The sequence below is a fragment of the Pseudomonas sp. p99-361 genome, from assembly GCF_003935475.1.
GTDB lineage: Bacteria > Pseudomonadota > Gammaproteobacteria > Pseudomonadales > Pseudomonadaceae > Aquipseudomonas > Aquipseudomonas juntendi.
This window is the reverse complement of sequence record NZ_RHQO01000036.1, coordinates 21,099-44,037: the sequence shown is the minus strand read 5'-3', so window position 1 is coordinate 44,037 and position 22,939 is coordinate 21,099. Positions and strand designations below refer to the sequence as shown.

General features: G+C 64.0%; 18 protein-coding genes. 14 read left to right on the top strand and 4 right to left on the bottom strand.

What is annotated here, in order from left to right; genetic code table 11:
* Positions 1 to 239 precede the first annotated feature (239 nt).
* The 8 genes from EGJ22_RS16575 (at position 240) to dacB (ending at position 9,325) form a co-directional block, all read left to right on the top strand.
* Positions 240 to 554, top strand: coding sequence for a YqjD family protein (locus tag EGJ22_RS16575; RefSeq protein ID WP_009684001.1), 315 nt, complete (start codon positions 240 to 242; stop codon positions 552 to 554).
* Positions 555 to 563: 9 nt separating this feature from the next.
* Complete coding sequence (locus EGJ22_RS16570) at positions 564 to 938, top strand: phage holin family protein (protein ID WP_009684002.1); 375 nt, start codon at positions 564 to 566, stop codon at positions 936 to 938.
* A complete protein-coding gene (locus EGJ22_RS16565; RefSeq protein WP_009684003.1) occupies positions 935 to 1,264 on the top strand; it encodes a hypothetical protein in 330 nt (109 codons plus the stop codon). Before EGJ22_RS16570 ends, EGJ22_RS16565 begins: the two co-directional genes overlap by 4 nt.
* Before the next feature lie 156 nt (positions 1,265 to 1,420).
* The gene (locus tag EGJ22_RS16560; protein ID WP_009684004.1) at positions 1,421 to 2,752 is read left to right on the top strand and encodes a deoxyguanosinetriphosphate triphosphohydrolase; all 1,332 of its coding nucleotides are present in this window, start codon (positions 1,421 to 1,423) and stop codon (positions 2,750 to 2,752) included.
* Positions 2,753 to 3,036: 284 nt separating this feature from the next.
* Entirely contained in the window at positions 3,037 to 3,654 is a 618-nt protein-coding gene (locus EGJ22_RS16555; protein ID WP_009684005.1) for a response regulator transcription factor, read from the top strand.
* A gap of 8 nt (positions 3,655 to 3,662) precedes the next feature.
* Positions 3,663 to 7,295, top strand: coding sequence for an ATP-binding protein (locus EGJ22_RS16550; protein ID WP_064314451.1), 3,633 nt, complete (start codon positions 3,663 to 3,665; stop codon positions 7,293 to 7,295).
* A gap of 41 nt (positions 7,296 to 7,336) precedes the next feature.
* The gene (locus EGJ22_RS16545) at positions 7,337 to 7,681 is read left to right on the top strand and encodes a YggL family protein (RefSeq protein ID WP_009684007.1); all 345 of its coding nucleotides are present in this window, start codon (positions 7,337 to 7,339) and stop codon (positions 7,679 to 7,681) included.
* Positions 7,682 to 7,867: 186 nt separating this feature from the next.
* Complete coding sequence (gene dacB, locus EGJ22_RS16540; protein ID WP_029887788.1) at positions 7,868 to 9,325, top strand: D-alanyl-D-alanine carboxypeptidase/D-alanyl-D-alanine-endopeptidase; 1,458 nt, start codon at positions 7,868 to 7,870, stop codon at positions 9,323 to 9,325.
* A gap of 75 nt (positions 9,326 to 9,400) precedes the next feature.
* Here dacB and EGJ22_RS16535 read toward each other — a convergent pair whose 3' ends face one another.
* Together EGJ22_RS16535 and rlmKL are read right to left on the bottom strand one after the other, a co-directional pair.
* Positions 9,401 to 11,791, bottom strand: a complete 2,391-nt coding sequence (locus tag EGJ22_RS16535; RefSeq protein WP_029887789.1) for a GGDEF domain-containing protein — start codon at positions 11,789 to 11,791, stop codon at positions 9,401 to 9,403.
* 94 nt (positions 11,792 to 11,885) lie between these two features.
* A complete protein-coding gene (rlmKL, locus tag EGJ22_RS16530; RefSeq protein WP_029887790.1) occupies positions 11,886 to 14,078 on the bottom strand; it encodes a bifunctional 23S rRNA (guanine(2069)-N(7))-methyltransferase RlmK/23S rRNA (guanine(2445)-N(2))-methyltransferase RlmL in 2,193 nt (730 codons plus the stop codon).
* Between the two features lie 558 nt (positions 14,079 to 14,636).
* Between rlmKL and rmf the strand changes: the two genes are divergently transcribed.
* Complete coding sequence (gene rmf, locus EGJ22_RS16525; protein WP_003248687.1) at positions 14,637 to 14,852, top strand: ribosome modulation factor; 216 nt, start codon at positions 14,637 to 14,639, stop codon at positions 14,850 to 14,852.
* A 106-nt stretch (positions 14,853 to 14,958) separates the two neighbouring features.
* On the opposite strand, the gene EGJ22_RS16520 is transcribed toward rmf, so the two are convergent.
* Positions 14,959 to 15,981, bottom strand: a complete 1,023-nt coding sequence (locus EGJ22_RS16520; RefSeq protein WP_029887791.1) for a quinone-dependent dihydroorotate dehydrogenase — start codon at positions 15,979 to 15,981, stop codon at positions 14,959 to 14,961.
* A 158-nt stretch (positions 15,982 to 16,139) separates the two neighbouring features.
* Between EGJ22_RS16520 and EGJ22_RS16515 the strand changes: the two genes are divergently transcribed.
* The 5 genes from EGJ22_RS16515 (at position 16,140) to cobA (ending at position 21,791) form a co-directional block, all read left to right on the top strand.
* Positions 16,140 to 17,354, top strand: a complete 1,215-nt coding sequence (locus tag EGJ22_RS16515; RefSeq protein WP_064314444.1) for a CmpA/NrtA family ABC transporter substrate-binding protein — start codon at positions 16,140 to 16,142, stop codon at positions 17,352 to 17,354.
* 12 nt (positions 17,355 to 17,366) lie between these two features.
* A complete protein-coding gene (locus EGJ22_RS16510) occupies positions 17,367 to 17,942 on the top strand; it encodes an ANTAR domain-containing response regulator (protein WP_009684013.1) in 576 nt (191 codons plus the stop codon).
* 189 nt (positions 17,943 to 18,131) lie between these two features.
* Complete coding sequence (locus EGJ22_RS16505) at positions 18,132 to 19,343, top strand: NarK/NasA family nitrate transporter (protein ID WP_029887899.1); 1,212 nt, start codon at positions 18,132 to 18,134, stop codon at positions 19,341 to 19,343.
* A 9-nt stretch (positions 19,344 to 19,352) separates the two neighbouring features.
* Positions 19,353 to 21,023 carry a bifunctional protein-serine/threonine kinase/phosphatase gene (locus EGJ22_RS16500; protein ID WP_029887898.1) on the top strand — a complete coding sequence of 557 codons (1,671 nt, stop codon included), beginning with the start codon at positions 19,353 to 19,355 and terminating at the stop codon, positions 21,021 to 21,023.
* Positions 21,024 to 21,050: 27 nt separating this feature from the next.
* Positions 21,051 to 21,791 carry a uroporphyrinogen-III C-methyltransferase gene (gene cobA, locus EGJ22_RS16495; protein WP_029887897.1) on the top strand — a complete coding sequence of 247 codons (741 nt, stop codon included), beginning with the start codon at positions 21,051 to 21,053 and terminating at the stop codon, positions 21,789 to 21,791.
* A gap of 81 nt (positions 21,792 to 21,872) precedes the next feature.
* Here the strand turns inward: cobA and EGJ22_RS16490 are convergent, their stop codons facing one another.
* Positions 21,873 to 22,910 (bottom strand): OmpA family protein, encoded by a 1,038-nt coding sequence (locus tag EGJ22_RS16490; RefSeq protein WP_009684019.1) that lies wholly within the window; start codon positions 22,908 to 22,910, stop codon positions 21,873 to 21,875.
* Positions 22,911 to 22,939: the final 29 nt, after the last annotated feature.

Below are 22,939 nucleotides of genomic sequence, written 5' to 3'. Positions count from 1 at the left end.
TTTCAGTTGCGTGGGCGCGACCTGCGTGGTTTTTTCTTGGGTTTGTCGAGGATTGCGTTAAGGTTTATCGATATTCGCCGCGTGGGCGCCCCGAATCGGCGCAAGAACAGCCCGAGGTGCCCCGCAACGTGGCAAACACATAGCAAGGCGCATACCAGCACACGCGGGTGTACGGTCACTTGAACCTTCCGCGCCTGCTATCACTCGAACTACCAACATTCATCGACAGGGAGAGACACATGGCCAGCAATTCGGCAAAGACTGCACAAGAGATATTGATGGCTGACTTCCAGGCTTTGGTGCGCGACACCGAAAAGCTGCTGGCCGACACCGCCAACCTGGCAGGCGACCAGGCCGAGGAGTTGCGCGGGCAGATTCACGAGCGCCTGGCCCAGGCCCGCGAAACCCTGCAGTTGACCCAGGAGTCGGTACGCGACCGCGGCCAGGCTGCGCTGGGCAGCGCCGAGCAGTACGTACAGGAAAACCCATGGCAGGCCATCGGCATCGCTGCCGGCGTCGGCCTGTTGATCGGCCTGCTGGCCAACCGGCGTTAAGGGGTTCCCATGGAGAACGAAGCCAACGGCGCCGGCGCATCGGGCAGGCGCCTGGGCGCAGCCGCGCTGGGGCTGCTGCACAGCCATATCGAGCTGTTCGGTATCGAGCTGCAGGAGCAGAAAGGCCGCACGCTGAGGTTGCTGTTGTTCGCCGGCCTGGCACTGGTGTTCGCCCTGCTGCTGCTCACTGCACTGTCGGGCTTGCTACTGGTGCTGCTGTGGGACAGCTATCGACTTGCCGGCATCATCGGCCTGTGCGTGTTCTATAGCCTGGCTGCACTGTATTGCGGTGTACGGTTGAAGGCAGCGGTGTTCGACGAGTCATCTCCCTTCAACGCCACCCTCGAAGAACTCGCCAAGGACCGGGAGCGCTTGTTGCCATGAACCTGCCACAACTGCCGAACACACGAAACCCACGCGAGCTGCGCAAGGCGTTGCTGCGCCTGCGCATGGAAATGCACCGCCAGGAGATCCGCCACGAATCCGGGCAACTGCTGGCACCTTTGCAGCGCATGCGCGGCATGGGCAGCTCGCTGCACGACGGCTTGGGCATCAAACACGCGCCGCTGTGGGGCATTGGCGCTGTGGTAGCCCTGGGCTTCATGACCGGCAAGGGCGTGCGCAGCGGCAACCTGGGCAGGCTTGTGCGCCTGGGCACCAGCCTGCTGCCGCTGGTGCGCCTGTACCTGCAAGGTAGCCGTCGCCGCTGAAGGCGGTGCATGGGCGCAGGCTCGACCGCGAATGTGTCGGTGCCGCCACCGGCCATTCGCGGGTAATGCATGCCAGCGGCCAGCGTTGCCCCTGCCACTTGCGCGCAGGCACAGCACACCAGAAGCTATAGCCTTTGACCCCCTGGAGACCGCGCCTTGGACTGGCACACCCTGCTCACCCGCGAACGTCTGGGCAAAGCCCTGTATAGCGCCGAAGAACTCGGGCGCAGCCCCTTCCACAAAGACCACGACCGCATCATTTTCTCGGGCGCCTTTCGCCGCCTGGGGCGCAAGACCCAAGTGCACCCCGTCACCAGTAACGATCACATTCACACGCGCCTGACCCATTCGCTGGAAGTCAGTTGCGTGGGGCGTTCGCTGGGCATGCGCGTGGGTGAAACCCTGCGCGAAAGCTTGCCAGACTGGTGCGCGCCCAGCGACCTGGGGATGATCGTGCAGTCGGCCTGCCTGGCCCACGACATCGGCAACCCGCCATTCGGCCATTCTGGCGAAGACGCCATACGTCACTGGTTCCAGCAGGCGGCCGGGCGCGGGTGGCTGGACGACATGGGTGATGACGAGCGTGCCGACTTCCTCAATTTCGAGGGCAATGCGCAGGGCTTCCGCGTGCTTACGCAACTGGAGTACCACCAGTTCGACGGTGGCACCCGGTTGACCTATGCCACCCTCGGCACCTACCTCAAATACCCCTGGAGCGCCCGCCATGCCGACGCCCTGGGCTACAAGAAGCACAAGTTCGGCAGTTATCAGAGCGAGCTGCCACTGCTGGAACAGATCGCCCGCAAGCTCGGCCTGCCACAGCTGGAGCACCAGCGCTGGGCGCGCCACCCGTTGGTGTACCTGATGGAAGCGGCCGATGACATCTGCTACGCGCTGATCGACCTGGAAGACGGCCTGGAGATGGACTTGCTGCAATACGGCGAAGTCGAAGCCTTGTTGCTCGACCTGGTCGGCGACGATCTGCCAGAAACCTATCGCCAACTGGGCCCCGGCGATTCCCGCCGGCGCAAGCTGGCCATCCTGCGTGGCAAGGCCATCGAGCACTTGACCAACGCTGCCGCCCAGGCTTTTGTCGAGCAGCAGCAAGCGTTGCTGGCCGGGCAACTGCCAGGCGACCTGGTCGAACACATGCACGGCCCGGCCAAGCGCTGCGTGCTGCAGGCCAAAGACATGGCGCGCAACAAGATCTTCCAGGACAAGCGCAAGACCCTGCACGAAATCGGCGCCTACACCACACTGGAAATCCTGCTCAATACCTTCTGCGGCGCGGCGCTCGAACAACACGGCGGGCGCACACCCTCGTTCAAGAGCCGGCGCGTCATGGACCTGCTCGGCAACAGTGCACCAGACCCACACGGCTCGCTGTACAACGCGTTCCTGCGCATGATCGATTTCATCGCCGGCATGACCGACAGCTACGCCAGCGAAATGGCCAGGGAAATGACCGGGCGCTCGGGCCCGGGCTGAGCCATGGCGGTGCAGACCGGCCAGCGTGCCGTTGCTGCACCTGGGTTACAGGAAACTTCCTACATATACCGAGGGCAAATTAAACAACACGTTTAATTTGCCAACGAAAAGTTACCAAATGCACTTTGACATTGGGTCGCGCACGATTATCTCGTAGCCCGTTTTGCTTTATCTTGTAAGCCATTTCCCATATGGGGCAAACAGCCCTTCCTTGCATGCCCGTTGACTTCCAACTGCGATAAGGTGCCGCCTGTCACCCACAATTGACCGCAGGCAAGTTGAACATGCATTCCATATTTATTGTTGACGATCATCCGGTCATCCGCCTTGCCGTCCGCATGCTGCTGGAAAACCAGAATTACAAGATTGTCGGTGAGTCGGACAATGGCGTGGACGCGATGCAGATGATCCGCGAGAGCCACCCCGACCTGGTCATCCTCGACATCAGCATCCCCAAGCTAGACGGGCTGGAGGTGCTTGCGCGCTTCCAGGCCATGGCGCTGCCCATGAAAGTGCTGGTGCTGACTGCCCAGGCCCCGGCGTTGTTTGCCGTGCGCTGCATGCACTCGGGTGCTGCCGGTTATGTGTGCAAGCAGGAGGACCTCGGTGAACTGCTGAGTGCAATCAAGGCCGTGCTGGCCGGTTATAACTACTTCCCCAGCCAGGCAATAAAGCATGACCAGGTAACCACGAGCGACCTGCAACTTTTCCGCCAGGTAAATGATCGCGAACTGATGGTGCTGCAACTCTTCGCCCAAGGGCGCAGCAACAAGGAAATTGCCAAGGGCATGTTCCTCAGCAGCAAGACCGTGAGTACCTACAAGAAGCGCCTCATGCAAAAGCTGCAGGTCAGTACGTTGGTCGACCTGATCGAGATGGCCAAGCGCAACGCGCTGGTCTGAGCATGTTCATGGCCCGCCCTTTCGCCCGCCTGCTGCTCGCGCTGCTGCTGTTCAGCAGCGCGGCACTGGGCACCCACCACGAAACTGCATCGTACACGCTCCTGGCGCGTTCATCGGCCAGGCCAGCGCCACCGCAACTCACCGCCGAGCAACGGCAATGGCTTGCAGGGCGCCAGGAACTGGTACTGGGAACATCGGCCCCCGACTACCCGCCATTCGACATCTCCAGTGGCGGCCATGACTACCAGGGGCTCACCGCCGAATATGCAAACCTGATCGGTACGGCCCTGGAGTTGCCGGTACGCGTGCTGCGTTTTCCCAGCCGCCAGGCCGCTGTAGAATCACTCCGGCAAGGCGACATCGACCTGCTGGGCAGCGCCAATGGCTACGAAGCGGCCAGCGACGGCCTGGCCCTGTCGCACCCCTATGCCGTTGACCAGCCGGTGCTGGTCACGCGCGAAGACGAAACGCGGGCACTGGACACAGGCCTGGCCGGCATGCGCCTGGGCATGCTCTATCACTACCTGCCCGAGGCAGAAATGCTCAACGCCTACCCCAAGGCCGAGCTGCTGACGTTCGAGTCTTCAAGCCAGGCGTTGAACGCCGTAGCGTTCGGCCAGGCCGACGTGTTCATCGGCGACACCATTTCCACCCACTACCAGCTCAACCGCGGCCACCTGCCACGCCTGCGCATGGCCAACTTCGGCAAGCACGAAGCCATCGGCTTCGGCTTTGCCCTGCGCCAGCAGGACACCGTACTGAGGGAACTGGTCGATACCATCCTCGATAGCCAGCCCCCCGCCATGCGTGCCAGTATCTTCAAACGCTGGAGCGCCGGCAGCGACCTGCTGTTGACCGACCGCAACCTGCAATTGAGCGCAACAGAGCAACAATGGCTGCAACAGCACCCCGTGATGCGTGTGGCCATTGACGACACCGCTGCGCCCTTGTCCTACTTCGATGGCTCGGGGCATTTTCGCGGCATCACTGCTGACCTGCTGGAGCTCATTCGCCTGCGCACCGGCTTGCGCTTCGAGGTACAGCGGGCCAGTGGCATTGCCGACATGATCGCCCGCTTGAAGGATGGCCGCGCAGACGTGATCGCCGCCCTGGCCATCGCCGGGTTGGTCGACAAGGACCTGCAGATCAGCCGGCCGTACCTGGAAAGCGCCTATGTTCTGGTTAGCCGCAAGGACAAACCGGCCCCAGGGTCCCTGGAGCAGTTGCAGGGCCACCGCATCGCCTTTACCCGCCACAGCGCCATGCATGCCACGTTGCCGCAGCATTATCCGCACATTGGCTGGGTCGAGAGCGCCAGCGCGTTCTATTCCATGGCGTTGCTCAACAGCGGCGCCGTCGATGCGGTGATCACCACCCTGATCGATGCCAACCACGCCCTGGCCAGCAACCCCGACCTGGTCATCCGCACCTCGGTCGGCGGCGAGCCCGCCAACTACGCCATGGCCACCAACGCGTCTTCACCGGCTTTGGCCTCGATTCTCGACAAGGCCCTGCAGAGCATTTCGCCCGAGGAACTGGGGGTCATCAACAACCGCTGGCGCAGCTTTGGCCCGCACGAAGACAGCAAGAGCCAGAGCTACCGCCGGCTGGCGCTGCAGGTGGTACTGGCCACGGCGGTGCTGCTTCTGCTGGCGTTGCTCTGGAACGCCCGCCTGCGCTTGCAGATTCGCCAGCGCCAGCGCGCCGAAAGGGCGCTGAACGACCAACTGGCATTCATGCGCGCACTGCTCAACGGCACCCCTCACCCCATGTACGTGCGCGACCGCGATGGCCGCCTGCAAAGCTGCAACTACAGCTACCTGGAGGCGGTGCAGGCCCGCTCCGAGCAGGTTATCGGCAAACAGCTGAGCGCCAGCCTGTTCGCCGACGCCGAACAGACCCGGCAGATCCAGGCGGATTACCACAAAGTGATGGCTGCCGGCTCCCCCCTGATCATGGACCGCCCGTTGCGGATCAAGGGCCGGGAGATGACCATCTACCACTGGATCCTGCCCTACCGTGATTCGCTGGGTGAAGTGCAGGGCATCATCGGCGGCTGGATCGACATCAGCGACCGCCGCCAGCTGGTCACGGAACTGCGCCAGGCCAAGCAGCAGGCCGACAATGCCAACCGCGCCAAAAGCACCTTCCTGGCCACTATCAGCCACGAAATCCGCACCCCCATGAATGCCGTCATCGGCATGCTCGAACTGGCGGTCAAACGCGCCGATCAAGGGTGGGTGGACCGCAGCGCGCTGGCCTTGGCGCACCATTCGGCCAAAGACCTGCTGGGCCTGATCGGTGACATTCTCGATATCGTGCGCATCGAATCCGGGCATCTCTCTCTGGCCCCCGAGGTGGTCGACCTGGCAGCGTTGGTCGAGTCGGTGGGGCGCATGTTCGATGGCCAGGCACGGCAAAAAGGCCTGGCGCTGGAAGTGATCATCGAACCGGCCGCACGTTGCCACGCGTTGCTCGACCCCCTGCGTTTCAAGCAAGTGCTGTCCAACCTGGTGAGCAACGCCATCAAGTTCACCGAGCATGGCCAGGTACGCATCTGCGTCAGCCTGCTGGACGAAGCCCCTGGCAGGCCTGCAATGCTGGACCTGGAGGTGCGCGACAGTGGTATCGGCATCCATCCCGACGACCTGGAACGCCTGTTCAACCCGTTCATCCAGGCCAACCCGCACAGCCAGGGTGCCCGCGCGGGCACCGGGCTCGGTCTGGCCATCTGCCGCAACCTGTGCGACATGATGGGGGGGAGCCTGACCATCAAGAGCCTGGAGGATGTCGGCACCCAGGTGCGCCTGAAGATGCCGTTGCAACGGGTCGATGCTGCAGCGCAACCCGCCCAGTTGCCGGAATGCCTGGACGTTCCCGACCCCGGTCTGCGCGTGCTGGTGATCGACGATCACCCGGCCAACCTGGAACTGATGGCGCAGCAGCTCGGTTACCTGGGCCTGCAGCATGCCAGCGCCCGGGATGGCCGGGAAGGCCTGGCCGCCTGGCGCGCCGGTGATTTCGACGTGCTGGTGCTGGACTGCAACATGCCGCACATGAACGGCTACCAGCTGGCAACCGCCGTGCGCACCGAAGAACGCCATGGCCAGCGGCCGCGCTGCACCATCCTGGGTTATACCGCCAACGCCCAGCCAGAGGTCCGCCGCAAGTGCCTGAGCGCCGGCATGGACGACTGCCTGCTCAAGCCCATCAGCCTGAGTACGCTCAGCCAGTGCCTGGCGGGCATTCACCCGCGCCGCCAGCAATGCCCCCCGGGCAGGTTGTACGAACTGGACGGCCTGGCGGCCGTGACCGGGCCAGCACCCGACGACCGCCAGCGTTTTCTGCAAGCGCTACTGCAGAGCCTGCAGGCCGACCTGCTCAGCTTGATGGCGCTGGACCCGCAGCACGACAGCACGGCCATCGCCGACCAGGCCCACAAGGTGCTGAGCGCCGCACGCATGCTCAAGGCACCCGCCCTGATGGCGGCATGCGAAGCGCTGGAAGCCGGCACCCTCACCCCTGCCCAGCTACGCTTGAAGCGCCAGGCACTGGCACGCCACATGCGCCGGGTGGAGCGCGCCCTGGCCAGGGAGTTGGCGCCACCCGCCGACACTCAGGCAGGCAGCCACGCGTGTTAACTGGTAGACTGCGCGGCGTTATTACCTAAGAGGATTGTTTCATGGCCACAAACCGCTCCCGTCGTCTGCGCAAGAAGCTGTGTGTCGACGAGTTTCAGGAATTGGGCTTCGAGCTGAACCTGGAATTCAAGGAAGATCTGGATGACCAGGCAATCGATGCTTTCCTCGACGCGTTCCTGGCTGAAGCCATGGACGCCAACGGCCTGGATTATGTAGGCGGTGACGATTACGGCCTGGTGTGCTCGGTCAAACGCGGCTCGGTCAGCGAAGAACAACGCGCCGCCGTCGAAGCCTGGCTCAAAGGCCGCAGCGAACTGACCAAGATCGAAGTCAGCCCGTTGCTGGACGCCTGGTACCCGGAAAAGCCGATCAACAAGGCTGAGTAACCCTCAGCCCGGTTCGATCGAAGAAAGGCCACCTCTCGAGGTGGCCTTTTTATTGGCGATGGTTTTCCGTCGAACGTGGCGCATCGTCGCTACGCTTGGGGCATAATGCGGTTTCTTTAGCTCGTGGGGCCATCATCGCTTACAGCCCCAATGTCCTTTTCCCTCGCTGCAGGGTATTTGCTCACCATGATCAAAACGCTTCGTCCCCTCGTACTCGCCGGCCTGCTATTGCCCTTCGCCTTGCCCAGCCAAGCCGCAGCCGTCAACACCACCTTGCCTGCCAAAGTGCAGCAGGCGCTCAAAGCCAACAAACTGCAAGACACCGCACTGTCGCTGGTCATGCTGCCCCTGGATGGCCCCGGTGTTCCCACCGTGTTCAATGCCGACGTGTCGGTAAACCCGGCCTCGACCATGAAACTGGTTACCACCTACGCAGCCCTCGAGCTGCTTGGCCCGACCTTTCAGTGGAAGACCGAGTTCTACACCGACGGCACCCTGAGCAACGGGGTGCTCAACGGCAACCTGTACCTCAAAGGCGGCGGTGACCCCAAGCTGAACATGGAAAAGCTGTGGCTGCTGATGCGTGACCTGCGCGCCAATGGTGTGCGCACCGTCACCGGTGACCTGGTACTGGACCGCAGCCACTTCGTGCAACCCAACCTGCCCCAGTTCAACGACGACGGCGGTGACGAAAACAAGCCGTTCCTGGTCAAGCCCGACTCGCTGCTGGTCAACCTCAAGGCCCTGCGCTTTGTTGCCCGCAACGATGGCGGCAAGGTCACCATTGCGGTGGAGCCACCGATTGCCAGCATCCGCATCGACAACCAGGTCAAGCCTGTGGCCTCGAAACAATGCAGTGGCGATGTGCGCTACAACCCAGTGCCTCAGGCCAACGGCATCAGTGTGACGGTCAGCGGCCAACTGGGTGACGGTTGCAACTCGCAGACTTACCTGGCCCTGCTTGACCACCCGACTTACGCGGCCGGTGCCGTACGTGCCATCTGGAACGAGCTGGGCGGCACCATCCAGGGCGGCGACCGTGTCGAGAACGTGCCCAAGAGTGCCCGCCTGCTGGCACGTGCCTTCTCCCCAGACCTGGTCGAAGTGATCCGCGACATCAACAAGTACAGCAACAACACCATGGCCCAGCAGTTGTTCCTCAGCCTTGGCGCACAGTTCCGCACCGATGCCGATGGCGACGATGCGCGTGCCGCACAGCGCGTGGTACGCCAGTGGCTGGCGAAAAAAGGCATTACCGCGCCGCACCTGGTGATGGAAAACGGTTCTGGCCTGTCGCGAGCCGAGCGCGTCAGCACCCGGGAAATGGCCGAGATGCTGCAGGCAGCCTGGAAGAGCCCCTACGCTGCCGAATACATGAGTTCGATGCCGCTGGTGGGCATGGATGGCACCATGCGCAAGCGCCTCAAGCGCACCGCCATGGCCGGTGAAGGGCACATCAAGACCGGCACCCTGAACACGGTGCGCGCAATAGCCGGTTTCAGCCGCGACAGCAATGGCCACACCTGGGCAGTGGCGGCGATCCTCAACGACCCGAAACCATGGGGTGCCTCGCAGGTGCTGGACCAGGTGCTGCTGGACCTGTACCGCCAGCCGAAGCTGGCCGGCAGCACCGCTGCCAATTGATGCATCGAGCGCCGCCCGCGCGGCGCTCGATCTCACAGGCGCTGAAGATGCAGTGGCCAGCACCTGGCAGCGCGGTCAGGCAGACTCCCCCTCAACCCGGTCCCGCCCGGCCTGCTTGGCCGCATAAACCCCGGCATCGGCGCGCAACAGCAACGCGTCGGCGCCCTCCCCCGGCCGCCACCCGGCCACGCCGAAACTCGCGGTCACTTGGCCCACGCCGTCTACCGGGTCATTGCGCACGCCTTGCCAAAGCTCCAGCGCCAGCACACGCGCCTGCTCGGCATCAGTGCCCGGGCACAACACCATGAACTCCTCCCCGCCCAGCCTGCAGAACACATCGGTACGCCGCAAGCGCTGGCCGATGCGCTGGCACAGGCTACGCAGCACCCGGTCACCGACCGCATGGCCGAAACGGTCGTTGATGCGTTTGAAGTGATCAATGTCGAGCATGATCACCGCCAGCGCCTGGCCACCTCGCTGGGCACGCTCCAACTCGCTCTTCAGCCGTTCCTGGAAGTAACGGCGGTTATGGATGCCGGTCAGTGAATCGGTCACCGACAGCCTGCGCAACTCGTGTTCCACACCCTTGAGATCGGAAATATCGGTCAGGTAGCCATGCCACAAGGTGCAGCCCTGCTCGCCCACTTCCGGCGTTGCCTCGCCACGCACCCAGCGCAAGCCCGCCCGGGGCAGGCACACGCGGTACTCCTCGCGCCATGGCGTCAGGTGCTCGGCCGAGTAGCGCACCGAACGGCTCACCCGCTCCAGGTCATCAGGGTGAATGCGCTCGTACACAGCGGCGGCATCCTCGCGCAGCTGCTGCAGGTCAAGCTCATAAATGTCGTACAGCCCCTTGCTGGCATAGGGGAAACACGAATGGCCGTTTGCATCCAGCCTGTACTGGTAGATGCCGCCCGGTACTTCGGCACTGAGTTTTTCCAGCAACCGGTCACGCGCAGCCAATGCCTCATGTACCCGACGCCGCTCAGTGACGTCGATGCAGATGGCCAGGTAACCCACCCATAAACCCTGGTCGTCCAGCATGGCGGTCACCAGCATGTTGGCTACCAGTTGGCTGCCGTCGGCGCGTACCAAGGTCCACTCACCTGGCTCGGCGCCCTGTTCGTATACGGTTTCGGCAAACAGTGCATGGCCCCCCGCAATGGCGCGGCCAAAGCGCAAACTCAAGGCATGCGCACGCTGGCTCAGCTCCTCGGCCAGCACCAGTTGCTCAAGGCGCAGGCGGCCAATGGCTTCACTGGCCGGGTAACCGAGCATGCTTTCGGCACCGGCATTGAAGGTGCTGACCACCCCTTTGAGGTTGGTGGCGATGATCGCAACCTGGGTCGCGGCATCCAGCACGCTGCGCAGCTGGTTGTGGGTGCCACGCAGCGACTGTTCGCTGACCTGCAGCGCTGCGGTGCGCTGTGCAACCAGGGCCAAGGCCCGTTGACGCTGGCTGAACAGGTTGAACAACAGCACGCTCAGCAGCAGGCTCAACAAACCGCCCAGTGCACCGACTGCCAGCACCGCCGAAGAACGGTTGGCCTGCAGGAATGCCAGGCTGGGGCGGATACTCAGCAGCAGCTGGCGGTCCGCCAGGTGCAACACCTGATCGCTGACCAGCGACAGGGGCGCCACGGGGTTGTTGGAGTCGTACAGAACTTCTGGGCCCTGCCGCCCGGACGGGTCAACCAGGCGCGTTACCAGGTTATCGTCAGGCGCCACTGGCCGGCCATCGCCGATCAGCTCAGGCATGCTCAACAGGGCCAGCACATAACCCGCTGCCACGCCGTGGGGCGTGGCAACGGCGAATACCGGGGCCACCATCATCAGGCCGCGCACGCCCGGTTCGCTGGCATTCAACTTCAGCGGCTGCGACACCGCCATGCTCCCCGGCACCAGCGCCCGCGCAAGCACTGCCCGGGCCGCATCCTGCGCAGCCAGGTCGAGACCAGATGGCAGCCCCGGCAAGGTGCCTGACGCGCTATACAGCACGGGAAAATACTGGTCGCGCGCGGGGGCGCGGCGCCACTGCCCCTGCGGGCCCTGATCGCGAATCATAAAGCCTGGGCCAGCAAGGGTGCTGGCCTGGCGTTCGAATATGGCGCGCTGCGCGGCCTCTACACGCGGGGCCCAGGCATAGGCCTGGGTACGGTGCAGCAGCGGCCGGGCATAACCGGCAAATTCCCGGGGGGTTATTTCATCGGAATAGCTGAAAAACCAGCGCAGCCCATCCAGGCGCTGCTGCTGTTCGGCAAAACGCTCGGCGATGCGGCCAAAGCGCTCGCCCGCCAGCAACTCGAAGCGCTGGCGCAGCTGCTGGTTGTACAACGACTGCGTGGCCAGGGCCAGGGCGGCCGTCAGCAGGCCGCCGGCCAGCAGCGCAATCAAGGCCATCACCCAGGCGGACATCGCCTCTGCGCGCAGGCCAGGCACCCGCGCAAGCACGCCACACTTTGACATACACACGTCTCGTCACGTCAGCGTCCTGCGGATTATCCAGCCATGAACCAAGTTATAGCTATTGGCCACTACCCGCGCAATGTACCCCGTCGGCTCAGCGCAGCTGCAAGCGCCAGGCGCGGTGGATGCGGTTGTTGCGGGCGAAATCCGGGTCCAGGGTCTGGGCCGTTATGTCCTCCACGGCGTAGCGCGCCATCAGGTGTTCGTCCAGCTGGAACTTACGGAAGTTGTTGGAGAAATACAGCACGCCACCGGGCGCCAGGCGGGCCATGGCCAAGTCCAGCAACTGCACATGGTCACGCTGCACGTCGAACACACCTTCCATCCGCTTGGAGTTGGAGAAGGTTGGCGGGTCGATGAAGATCAGGTCGTAGCTGTCGCGGTTACCCTCCAGCCAGGCCATGACATCACTCTGCTCCAGCCGATTACGCTCGGAATAACCATTGAGCGCCAGGTTGCGTCGCGCCCAGTCCAGGTAGGTTTTCGACAGGTCGACGCTGGTGGTGCTGCGCGCCCCACCCTTGGCCGCGTGCACGGTGGCCGTGGCGGTGTAGCAGAACAGGTTGAGGAAGCGCTTGCCGGCTGCTTCGCGCTGAATACGCATGCGCATCGGACGATGGTCGAGGAACAGGCCGGTGTCGAGGTAATCGGTGAGGTTGACCAACAACTTCACGCCGCCTTCGTTGACTTCCTGGAAACGGCCCTCGGTAGCCTGACGCTCGTACTGGCGGGTACCGCTTTGCCGCTCGCGGCGCTTGAGCACCACGCGCTGCGGGGCAATGCCCAATGCCTGCGGAATGGCCGCCAGGGCATCGAGCAGGCGCGCCTGGGCCTTGTCCGGGTCCACCGAGCGTGGTGCGGCATATTCCTGCACGTGTACCCAGTCGTGGTACAGATCGACTGCCAGGGCATACTCAGGCATGTCGGCATCGTACAGGCGATAGCAGTCGACCTGCTCGCGTCGGGCCCATTTGCCCAGTTGCCTGAGGTTTTTCTGCAGGCGGTTGGCAAACATCTGTGCCCCTTCCGACAGGCGTGCCGGCTCGCTGGTGACGGGCACCTGCTGGCCGACCTCACGGGTGTCGGCCGGTGCCTCGCGGCGCTCACCGGTGACGAACTGGTCAGGCTGCACCTTGAACAACAGCAGCTTGCACGGCAACGCGCCGTTCCAGAACGCGTACTGCTTGTGGCTGCGAATGCCCATGCGCTTGCCCAGTTGCGGCGCCCCGGTGAATACCGCAGCCTCCCAACCCATGCACGCCTGGCGCAGACGCTCACCCAGGTTCTGGTAGAGGTACAGCAGGCTGGCTTCGTCGCCCAGGCGCTCACCGTAGGGCGGGTTGCTGATGACCAGGCCTTTCTGGTTCTGGTCCGGGCGCGGCTCGAAGGTGCTGACCTCGCCCTGGTAGATTTTCACCCAGTCACCCAGGCCTGCGCGCTCCACGTTGTTACGGCCCGGCTGAATCAGCCGCGGGTCGGCCTCGTAGCCACGGATCCACAGCGGGGGTTTGGCCAGGCCAGCCTGGGCCCGTGCCTGCGCTTCTTCATGCACCTTGCGCCAGAGCGCCGGCACATGCCCGAGCCAGGCGCTGAAACCCCAGCGTTCACGCTTGAGGTTGGGCGCAATGTCGGCAGCAATCATGGCGGCTTCCACAAGGAACGTACCTACACCGCACATCGGGTCGGCCAGCGCGCCACCTTGCGCGGCAATACGCGGCCAGCCGGAGCGGATCAGCACAGCGGCCGCCAGGTTTTCCTTGAGCGGCGCGGCGCCCTGCTGCAGACGATAGCCACGCTGGTGCAGGCTGTGCCCGGACAGGTCGAGGGACAGGATCGCCTCGCCGCGCTCCAGGCGCAGGTGCACGCGAACGTCAGGATCGATTTTTTCCACCGACGGGCGCAGGCCTTCGCGGTTGCGCAGCTTGTCGACGATAGCATCCTTGACCTTCAACGCACCGAAATGGGTGTTGTCGATGCCCGAGCCATGGCCGCTGAACTCGACCGCCAGGGTGCCATCGGCCGCCAGGTGGTCCGCCCAGTCGACGGCGTGCACGCCGTCGTACAGGTCGTCGGCGTTCTTCATGGAAAAACGCTTGAGCACCAGCAGCACACGGTTGGCCAGACGCGACCAGATGCACAGGCGGTAGGCGGTTTCCATGTCGGCGGCGCCGCGGATGGCCGAGGTGTGCTCACGCACTTCGTCCAGGCCAAGGCTTTTGGCCTCTTCGGCAAGCAGGCCTTCAAGGCCTTTGGGGCAGGTGAGGTAGAGTTCGAAACGGTCCGACATGAATATTCCAGAGCCTTGGGCTATTGACTGACGAGGCGACGCATCGCCCCGCGATGTTTGCCCGCACGCCTTTCCAGCAGGCGTGCAGGTGGCCGGTTGGGCACAACGTGTGCCGCAGCGGGCCGGGCCACCTGACAGATCTGCACTTTGCCGGGTGGCAAAGACAGCTTAGATCATCAGGCAGTACGAAAAATTCTGGCGACGTAGAGCCCTGTGTAACCCTTCGTCGCATTTCAAATTATTTCTCTGTTCCTTGAGTGACGCTGGCAAAATGACGTCAATGATCGGCAAACCCCGATCGTAGCGGGCTCAACGCTAAACAAGGTTGAGTCGCATTTCTTTACTTATCCCCACACCCTCACAAACGTTACGTCCTTATGACAAATCGATCATTCACACCGTGACTCGCATTCGATAGAACTGGTCTCAGGCCGCTTCGCAACGAGGCGGCACATTCAGCTCGCGACGCCGGCAGCGAGCGCAAACCGGCAGAAAGACTCTGCCCGGCCTCGGAGAGGCCGACGGGACATTACAGTCAACAAGTGAGGGCAACACCCTATGAGAAGACTTAAGCGTGATCCGTTGGAAAGAGCATATTCACGTGGCTACCAATACGGGGTCACCGGCAAATCCCGCGAACTTTGCCCGTTCAATCTTCCTTCTGTTCGCCAAGCCTGGATCAACGGCTGGCGTGAAGGTCGCGGCGATAACTGGGACGGAATGACTGGCACCGCTGGCATCCATAGACTCAACGAAAATCACGCCGTAGGCTGATCGAGGACACTGAATTCGATTTACATGCACGCCCCAATCGGGCGGCGGGCGTAGGCCCAGGGGCCCCTTCAAGGGGCCCTTTTTAATGGGCTGGCAAAGCGCCAAACTAGCGCGGCATCGCCGCGATAGCATCCACCGCTTCGCGAATCAGTGCCGGCCCCTTGTAAATGAAGCCCGAATAGATCTGCACCAGGCTCGCCCCGGCAGCGATCTTCTCGGCAGCGTGGCGCCCTTCGGTGATGCCACCGGCGGCAATGATCGGCAACTTGCCACCCAGCTCACCCGCCAGCACCTTGACGATATGGGTGCTCTTCTCCAGCACCGGCGCGCCTGACAGGCCACCTGCCTCGCCCCCATACGGCAGCGCTTCGACACCCTCACGGCCCAGCGTGGTGTTGGTGGCAATCACCGCATCCATGCCCGACTCCATCAATGCAGCCGCCACCAGGGCGGTTTCTTCGTCGCTCATGTCCGGGGCGATCTTGATCGCCAGCGGCACGCGCTTGCCATGTTCAGCAGCCAGCTGCTCACGGCGCTCGGCCAGGGCATCGAGCAGTTGCTTGAGCGAATCGCCGAACTGCAGGCTGCGCAGTCCCGGGGTGTTCGGCGAACTGACGTTGACCGTGATATAGCTGGCAGCGGTGTACACCTTGTCCAGGCAGATCAGGTAGTCGTCGACCGCGCGCTCGACCGGGGTGTCGAAGTTCTTGCCGATGTTGATACCCAGCACACCGCTGCAGCGCGACGCACGAACACGACCCAGCAGGTGGTCGACACCCAGGTTGTTGAAGCCCATGCGGTTGATGATGGCGGTGGCTTGCGGCAGGCGGAACAGCCGAGGCTTGGGGTTCCCCGGCTGCGGGCGCGGCGTGACGGTGCCGATTTCGACGAAACCGAAGCCCAACTGGGCAAAGCCGTCGATGGCCGCGCCATTCTTGTCCAGGCCGGCGGCCAGGCCGACCGGGTTGGCGAAGTTCAAGCCCATGACCGAAACCGGCAACGCCGCCGGTTGCTTGCACAGCATGCCGTTGAGGCCAAGACGGCCACCGGCACCGATCAGGTCCAGGGACAGGTCGTGGGAAGTTTCCGGGGAAAGCTTGAACAGCAGCTGGCGGGCCAGGGTATACATGGGCGGGCAAGGCTCAGGGTGAGTGAGGGGGCGATTATAGCCAGCGCGGCGCCGGCATGACAGCACATCGTGGGGCCATGGGGCGAGGTGGTCGCGTAAATGGCACATCGGTTGCACCCCAACTGCCCACAGCCTTATCAGTATGGGCGAGGAACCTTGTGAACACTGCACCCCGAGCAACGCCCCTGGCCTGGGTCAACGGCAGCGACGCGCCGGAGAAACCCAGCCTCAACATCGGTTTCATGGGCCTCACCGACTGCGCCTCGGTCGTGGTCGCCGCCACCCAGGGCTTCGCCCAGCAGCACGGCCTGACCCTCAACCTCAAGCGCCAGGGCTCGTGGGCCGGCCTGCGGGACAAACTGGTCAGTGGCGAACTGGACGCCGCGCACTGCCTGTATGGGCTGGTCTACGCCGTGCACCTGGGCATCGGTGGCGTGCCGGGCAGCGACATGGCCGTGCTCATGGGGCTGAACCAGAACGCCCAGGCCATCAACCTGTCCCCAACCCTGCAACGCAAAGGCGTGACCAACCCTGAAGCACTGGCGCGGCTGGTGCACCAACATGGCCCACGGCTGACCTTTGCCCAGACCTTCCCCACGGGCACTCACGCCATGTGGCTGTATTACTGGCTGGCCAGCCAGGGCATCCATCCATTGCGTGACGTCGACAGCGTAGTCGTACCGCCTGCACAGATGGCCGCACACATCCAGGCCGGGCGCATCGACGGCTTCTGCGTCGGCGAGCCGTGGGCCGCTGACGCGGTCGCCAAAGGGCAGGGCTTCACCCTGGCCACCAGCCAGTCGATCTGGCCCGACCACCCGGAAAAGGTCCTGGCCTGTGCCCGCGCCTTCGCCGAACAATACCCCAACAGCGCGCGCGCATTGATCAAGGCGATCCTCGCTGCCAGCCGGTTCATCGAGCAAAACCCGGACAACCGCCGCAGCGCCGCGCAACTGCTCAGTGGCAGCGCCTACCTGGACACCGCGCTGGCCAGCATCGAGCCACGCCTGCTCGGCCACTATCAGGACGGCCTGGGCAACCACTGGCAAGACCCGCACGCCCTGCGCCTGTTCGACCAGGGCCGAGCCAACTTCCCCTACCTGTCCGACGGAATGTGGTTCATGACCCAGTTTCGCCGCTGGGGCCTGCTGCGCGAAGACCCGGATTACCTCCAGGTCGCGGGCCAGGTCCAGCACCTGGCGCTGTACACCGAGGCCGCCCAGAGCCTGGGCGTGGCATGCCCGGCGCACCCCATGCGCAGCAGCCTGCTGATAGACGGTGGCCGCTGGGACGGCAGCGACCCCTACGGCTATGCCCGTAGATTCAGCCTGCATGCGTTGGGCGAGCTGCCCGACGCCCAGCTTGGCAGGTAAGGGGGGACGACCATGCTGCGCATCCTGCTGATCGACGACACCCAGAGCAAACTAGGCCGCCTCAAGGCCGCTTTGACCGAGGCCGGCTTCGACGTCACCGAAGCCCCAGGCCTGACCATCGACCTGCCCGCCTGCGTCGAAACGGTGCGCCCGGACGTGGTGCTGATCGATACCGATTCACCGGACCGCGATGTGATGGAGCATGTGGTGCTGGTCAGCCGTGACCAACCCCGACCGATCGTGCTGTTCACTGACGAACACGACCCCGGGGTGATGCGCCAGGCGATCCAGGCAGGGGTCAGTGCCTATATCGTGGAAGGTATCCATGCGGCGCGGTTGCAGCCGATTCTGGACGTGGCCATGGCTCGCTTCGAGAGCGACCAGGCCCTGCGCGCCCAATTGCTGGCACGCGACCAGCAACTGGCCGAACGCAAGCGTATCGAGCAAGCCAAGGGCCTGCTGATGAAAATGAAAGACTGCAACGAAGAACAGGCCTACACCCTGATGCGCCGCCAGGCCATGAGCCGCCAACAGAAGCTGATCCAGGTGGCCGAGCAGATCATCGCCATGCACGAGATGCTCGGCTGAGGGGCCGGTGCACTGCCTGGCCACCCTGCCCAGGCACAGTTGGCCCATCTCTTGCTGAACAAAACGCACCGGTAACCAACGGCGGTTGCCCCACTTAAATTCCGACAAAGACGTCGCTCACCCCTCCACAGCCGTGGAGCGGGTGGCGGCGTCTTTTTCGTTCCGTTGCATGACCGAGTGAGGTGTTCGATGAGTACCAGCTTCTGGAAATCCGGGCATGTGCCCACGCTGTTCGCCGCGTTCCTGTACTTCGACCTCAGCTTCATGGTCTGGTACCTGCTGGGCCCGCTGGCGGTGCAGATTGCCGCCGACCTGCAATTGAGCGCACAACAGCGGGGCTTGATGGTGGCGGTGCCGATCCTGGCCGGCGCCATCCTGCGCTTTGCCATGGGCGTGCTGGTGGACCGCCTGTCGCCCAAGACTGCCGGGCTGATCGGCCAGGTAGTGGTCATCGTCGCGCTGGCCGCTGCCTGGCGCCTGGGCGTGCACAGCTATGAACAGGCACTGCTGCTGGGCGTGTTCCTCGGTTTTGCCGGCGCCTCGTTCGCCGTGTCGCTGCCACTGGCTTCGCAGTGGTACCCGCCACAGCATCAAGGCAAGGCCATGGGCATCGCCGGGGCCGGCAACTCGGGCACGGTGTTCGCGGCCCTGCTCGCCCCGGCACTGGCAGCCGGCTTTGGCTGGAACAATGTCTTCGGCTTTGCACTGCTGCCACTGTCGCTGGCGCTGGTGGTCTTCGCCTTGCTGGCACGTAACGCCCCACAACGGCCCAAGCCCAAAGCCATGGCCGACTACCTCAAGGCACTGGGCGACCGCGACAGCTGGTGGTTCATGTTCTTCTACAGCGTCACGTTCGGTGGTTTCATCGGCCTGGCCAGCGCCCTGCCCGGCTACTTCAGCGATCAGTACGGCCTGAGCCCGGTCACCGCCGGCTACTACACGGCGGCCTGCGTGTTCGCCGGCAGCCTGATGCGCCCGCTCGGTGGCGCCCTGGCCGACCGCTTTGGCGGCATCCGCACGCTGCTGGGCATGTACAGCGTAGCGGCCGTCTGCATTGCTGCCGTCGGCTTTAACCTGCCCTCCGCGGCAGCCGCCCTGGCCCTGTTCGTCAGCGCCATGCTCGGCCTGGGTGCCGGCAATGGCGCAGTGTTCCAACTGGTGCCGCAACGCTTCCGCCAGGAAATCGGCGTGATGACCGGGCTGATCGGCATGGCCGGTGGTATGGGTGGCTTCCTGCTGGCGGCGGGGCTGGGCACCATCAAGCAGCACACTGGCGATTACCAACTGGGGTTGTGGCTGTTCGCCAGCCTGGGCCTGCTGGCCTGGTTCGGCCTGCACGGCGTGAAACAACGCTGGCGCACCACCTGGGGCTCGGCGGCCGTGACCGCAGCGCGGGTCTGAGGCCCACCCATGAGCCTGCAATTGAGCTTTGCCCAGGCCAGCGCCACCGGGCCGCGCGCGGAAAACCAGGATGCCTTGCGCCTGGTCACCCCGGCCCCGGAGCTGGCCGCCAGCAAAGGCTACCTGTTCGCCCTGGCCGACGGGGTCAGCCAATGTGCCGACGGCGGCCTTGCCGCGCGGGCCAGCCTACAGGCGCTGGCCCTGGACTACTACGCCACGCCGGCCACCTGGGGCGTGGCCCAGGCCCTCGACCGCCTGCTGCTGGCACAGAACCGCTGGCTGCGCGCCCAAGGGAATGGCCAGCCGTTGCTGACCACCCTCAGCGCGCTGGTGCTGCGCGGGCGGCGCTTCACCCTGGCCCACGTAGGCGACTGCCGGGTGTATCGCTGGCACGCCGGCCAGCTGCAGTGCCTGAGCGAAGACCATGTCTGGGATCAGCCCGGCATGCAGCATGTACTCAAACGCGCGCTGGGCCTGGACCAGCATCTGCTGGTGGATTACCTGGAAGGCGAATTGCAGCCGGGTGAATGTTATCTGCTGGTCAGCGACGGTGTGTGGGCCAGCCTGGGCGACCAGCACATCCAGGCGGTGCTGCGCGAGCAACCCGACCTGCAGCTGGCCGTGGACACGTTGGTTGCCAGCGCCCACCTCAACGGTAGCCAGGATAACGCCAGCGCCATGCTGGTGCAGGTCGAACAACCGGGCACGGCGAACCTTGGCGACACCTTGGCCCAACTGCAGCACTGGCCCGTGCCCGAGCCGTTACGGGCAGGCCAGTCGATCGATGGCTGGCAGGTCGAACAACTGCGCGCACACAGCCGTCAGTCGTTGTTGTACCGGGTGCGCGATGGCCAAGGCCAGGCGTGGCTGCTCAAGACCTTGCCGCCCGAGCGGCGGCAGGAGCCTGGTGCGGCGCAGGGCCTGCTGCTCGAAGAATGGTTCATGCGCAGGGTCGCCGGCCGGCACTTTCCCGAGCTGCACGCCTGCAGCCAGCGCCAGCAGTTGTACTACGTGATGCGCGAATACCCGGGCCAGAGCCTGGCCGCGCTGCTGGCCGAAAATGGCCCACTGCCGTTGGCCCAGTGGCTGGAGCTCGCCCGGCAGTTGCTACAGGCGGTGGGGGTGCTGCACCGGCGCAACCTGCTGCACCGCGACATCAAGCCCGACAACCTGCACCTGGGCGGCGATGGCCAGTTGCGCCTGCTGGACTTCGGCCTGGCGTACTGCCCCGGGCTCTGCGAAGACCCGCAACATGCCTTGCCCGGCACCCCGTCCTACATCGCCCCTGAAGCCTTCGACGGCCAGCCGCCCAGCCCCCGCCAAGACCTGTATGCCGCAGGCGTGACGCTGTATCACCTGCTGACCGGGCACTACCCCTATGGGGAAGTGGAAGCCTTTCAGCGGCCGCGCTTCGGCCAACCGGTCAACCCGGCGCGCTACCGGCCCGACCTGCCGGAGTGGCTGCAGCACAACCTGCAGCAGGCCGTGGCCGCCGACCCGGCGCAGCGCTTCGAAACCGCCGAACAGTGGTTGCTGCTGCTCGAACGGGGCGACCGCCAGGAATTGCCCGGCCGCCCGCGGCCATTGCTGGAGCGCGAGCCACTGATAGTCTGGCGCACCCTGGCCGTGCTGTCGTTACTGATCAACCTGATATTGCTGCTCACCCTGCTCAAGGGCTGAATGCACCTTGCCAATGAGGAAACGCGAATGAATGCAAAAGTGTGGCTGGTCGGTGCCGGCCCGGGTGACCCGGAACTGCTCACCCTCAAGGCTGTACGCGCCTTGCAGGAAGCGGCAGTGGTGATGATCGACGACCTGGTCAACCCGGCAGTGCTGGAGCATTGCCCGCAGGCGCGGGTTATTGCAGTGGGCAAGCGTGGCGGCTGCCGCTCGACGCCGCAGGCGTTCATCCAGCGCCTGATGTTGCGCCACGCCCGCCAAGGGCGCTGTGTGGTGCGGCTCAAGGGTGGCGACCCGTGCATCTTCGGCCGCGGCGGCGAGGAGGCCCTGTGGCTGCAGGGGCATGGTATCGAGGTGGAAATTGTCAACGGCATCACCGCAGGCCTGGCAGGCGCCACGCAGTGCGGTATTTCCCTGACCTCGCGGGGCGTTAGCCGCGGGGTAACGCTGGTGACCGCGCATACCCAGGATGACAGCGCACTGAACTGGGCAGCATTGGCCCAGGCTGGCACCACGTTGGTGGTGTACATGGGCGTGGCCCGGCTGGAGCAGGTCCGCCAAGGGTTGCTGGACGGGGGGATGGCACCCGGCATGCCGGTGGCCATGATCGAGAATGCCTCGCTGCCCGAGCAACGCGAGTGCAGGAGCGATGTGCAGGGGATGGTCGAGGATGCGCGTGGGTTCGCCTTGCGTAGCCCGGCGATCCTGGTGATTGGCGAGGTGGTTGGGGCGCAGGTGGCTCAGCAGTGGGTGGCCGCTACCGGCTGACAGCCACGGCCCGCCGGCCGGTAAAACCCAGCCAAAGAAAAACCCGGCCGAGGCCGGGTTTTTCGTGAAGCTTCAAACCAATTACTTGGCCTGAGCTTCTACCTGAGCTTCAACGCGACGGTTGATAGCACGGCCTTCTTCGGTGGCGTTGTCAGCAACCGGACGGGTTTCGCCGTAGCCAACCGAGTCAACACGGCTGGATTCTACGCCGTACTGCTGGGTCAGGACTTGCTTGACAGCGTTGGCACGACGCTCGGACAGCTTCTGGTTGTAAGCGTCTGGACCCACGGAGTCAGTGTGACCTTCAACCACGGTGGTGGTTTGTGGGTACTGCTTCATGAAGTCAGCCAGGTTCTTGATGTCGCCGTAGCTGTTTGGCTTGACGACCGACTTGTCGAAGTCGAACTTCACGTCCAGCTCAACACGAACGACTTCGGCAACAGCCGGGCAGCCGTCGGCGTCAACGGTAACGTTGGCCGGGGTGTCTGGGCACTTGTCGACGTTGTCGCACACGCCGTCGTTGTCGGAGTCGGAGCAAACTTCAGCAACAGGTGCTGGAGCAGGGGCTGCGGTTTGCTTCGGGCTACCGCCGAAGTTCAGACCAACACCAACGCTTGGGGCCCACTCGGTGTCGCCCTGGTCGATGTTGTACTGGGCTTCAACGCCAGCACGGGCGTAGAACATGTCGGTGATGTACCACTTGGCACCAGCGCCAACGTTGGCGAAGGTGGAGTGGTCACGACCGCCACGGCCGGTCTGGCCCAGCGACTGGTGGGAGAAACCAGCGGAAACGTACGGACGGATAGCGTCGTACGGGTTGTTGAAGTGGTAAACGGCGTCCAGGGCGGTGTTCGAGCCCTTGATGTTCTTGCCGTCATCGCCACGAGCGTTGTGCACTTCGTCGTAGCCCAGACGCAGTTCAACGTCGTCGGTCAGGAAGTAACCGATCGAACCGCCGAACAGGTTGCCGTCGTTCTTGAAGTCGCGCTGGCTGTCGAAGAATTCTTTCTTGTAGAAGATTTCAGTCTCGACGGCGCCTTGACCTTGTGCCATAGCGCCAATCGAGGTGGCGGCTACGAGCGAACCAATGGCCAAGCCCAAGGTGTTTTTCAATTTCATCCGTTAAATCCCCATCTGGTGATAGTTAA

Bases quoted from the DNA above. Each gene is read 5' to 3' on its own strand.
- EGJ22_RS16575 (WP_009684001.1), top strand. From the start codon at position 240: ATGGCCAGCAATTCGGCAAAGACTGCACAAGAGATATTGATGGCTGAC.
- EGJ22_RS16570 (WP_009684002.1), top strand. From the start codon at position 564: ATGGAGAACGAAGCCAACGGCGCCGGCGCATCGGGCAGGCGCCTGGGC.
- EGJ22_RS16565 (WP_009684003.1), top strand. From the start codon at position 935: ATGAACCTGCCACAACTGCCGAACACACGAAACCCACGCGAGCTGCGC.
- EGJ22_RS16555 (WP_009684005.1), top strand. From the start codon at position 3,037: ATGCATTCCATATTTATTGTTGACGATCATCCGGTCATCCGCCTTGCC.
- EGJ22_RS16550 (WP_064314451.1), top strand. From the start codon at position 3,663: ATGGCCCGCCCTTTCGCCCGCCTGCTGCTCGCGCTGCTGCTGTTCAGC.
- EGJ22_RS16545 (WP_009684007.1), top strand. From the start codon at position 7,337: ATGGCCACAAACCGCTCCCGTCGTCTGCGCAAGAAGCTGTGTGTCGAC.
- dacB (WP_029887788.1), top strand. From the start codon at position 7,868: ATGATCAAAACGCTTCGTCCCCTCGTACTCGCCGGCCTGCTATTGCCC.
- EGJ22_RS16535 (WP_029887789.1), bottom strand. From the start codon at position 11,791: ATGTCAAAGTGTGGCGTGCTTGCGCGGGTGCCTGGCCTGCGCGCAGAG.
- rlmKL (WP_029887790.1), bottom strand. From the start codon at position 14,078: ATGTCGGACCGTTTCGAACTCTACCTCACCTGCCCCAAAGGCCTTGAA.
- rmf (WP_003248687.1), top strand. From the start codon at position 14,637: ATGAGAAGACTTAAGCGTGATCCGTTGGAAAGAGCATATTCACGTGGC.
- EGJ22_RS16520 (WP_029887791.1), bottom strand. From the start codon at position 15,981: ATGTATACCCTGGCCCGCCAGCTGCTGTTCAAGCTTTCCCCGGAAACT.
- EGJ22_RS16510 (WP_009684013.1), top strand. From the start codon at position 17,367: ATGCTGCGCATCCTGCTGATCGACGACACCCAGAGCAAACTAGGCCGC.
- EGJ22_RS16505 (WP_029887899.1), top strand. From the start codon at position 18,132: ATGAGTACCAGCTTCTGGAAATCCGGGCATGTGCCCACGCTGTTCGCC.
- EGJ22_RS16500 (WP_029887898.1), top strand. From the start codon at position 19,353: ATGAGCCTGCAATTGAGCTTTGCCCAGGCCAGCGCCACCGGGCCGCGC.
- cobA (WP_029887897.1), top strand. From the start codon at position 21,051: ATGAATGCAAAAGTGTGGCTGGTCGGTGCCGGCCCGGGTGACCCGGAA.
- EGJ22_RS16490 (WP_009684019.1), bottom strand. From the start codon at position 22,910: ATGAAATTGAAAAACACCTTGGGCTTGGCCATTGGTTCGCTCGTAGCC.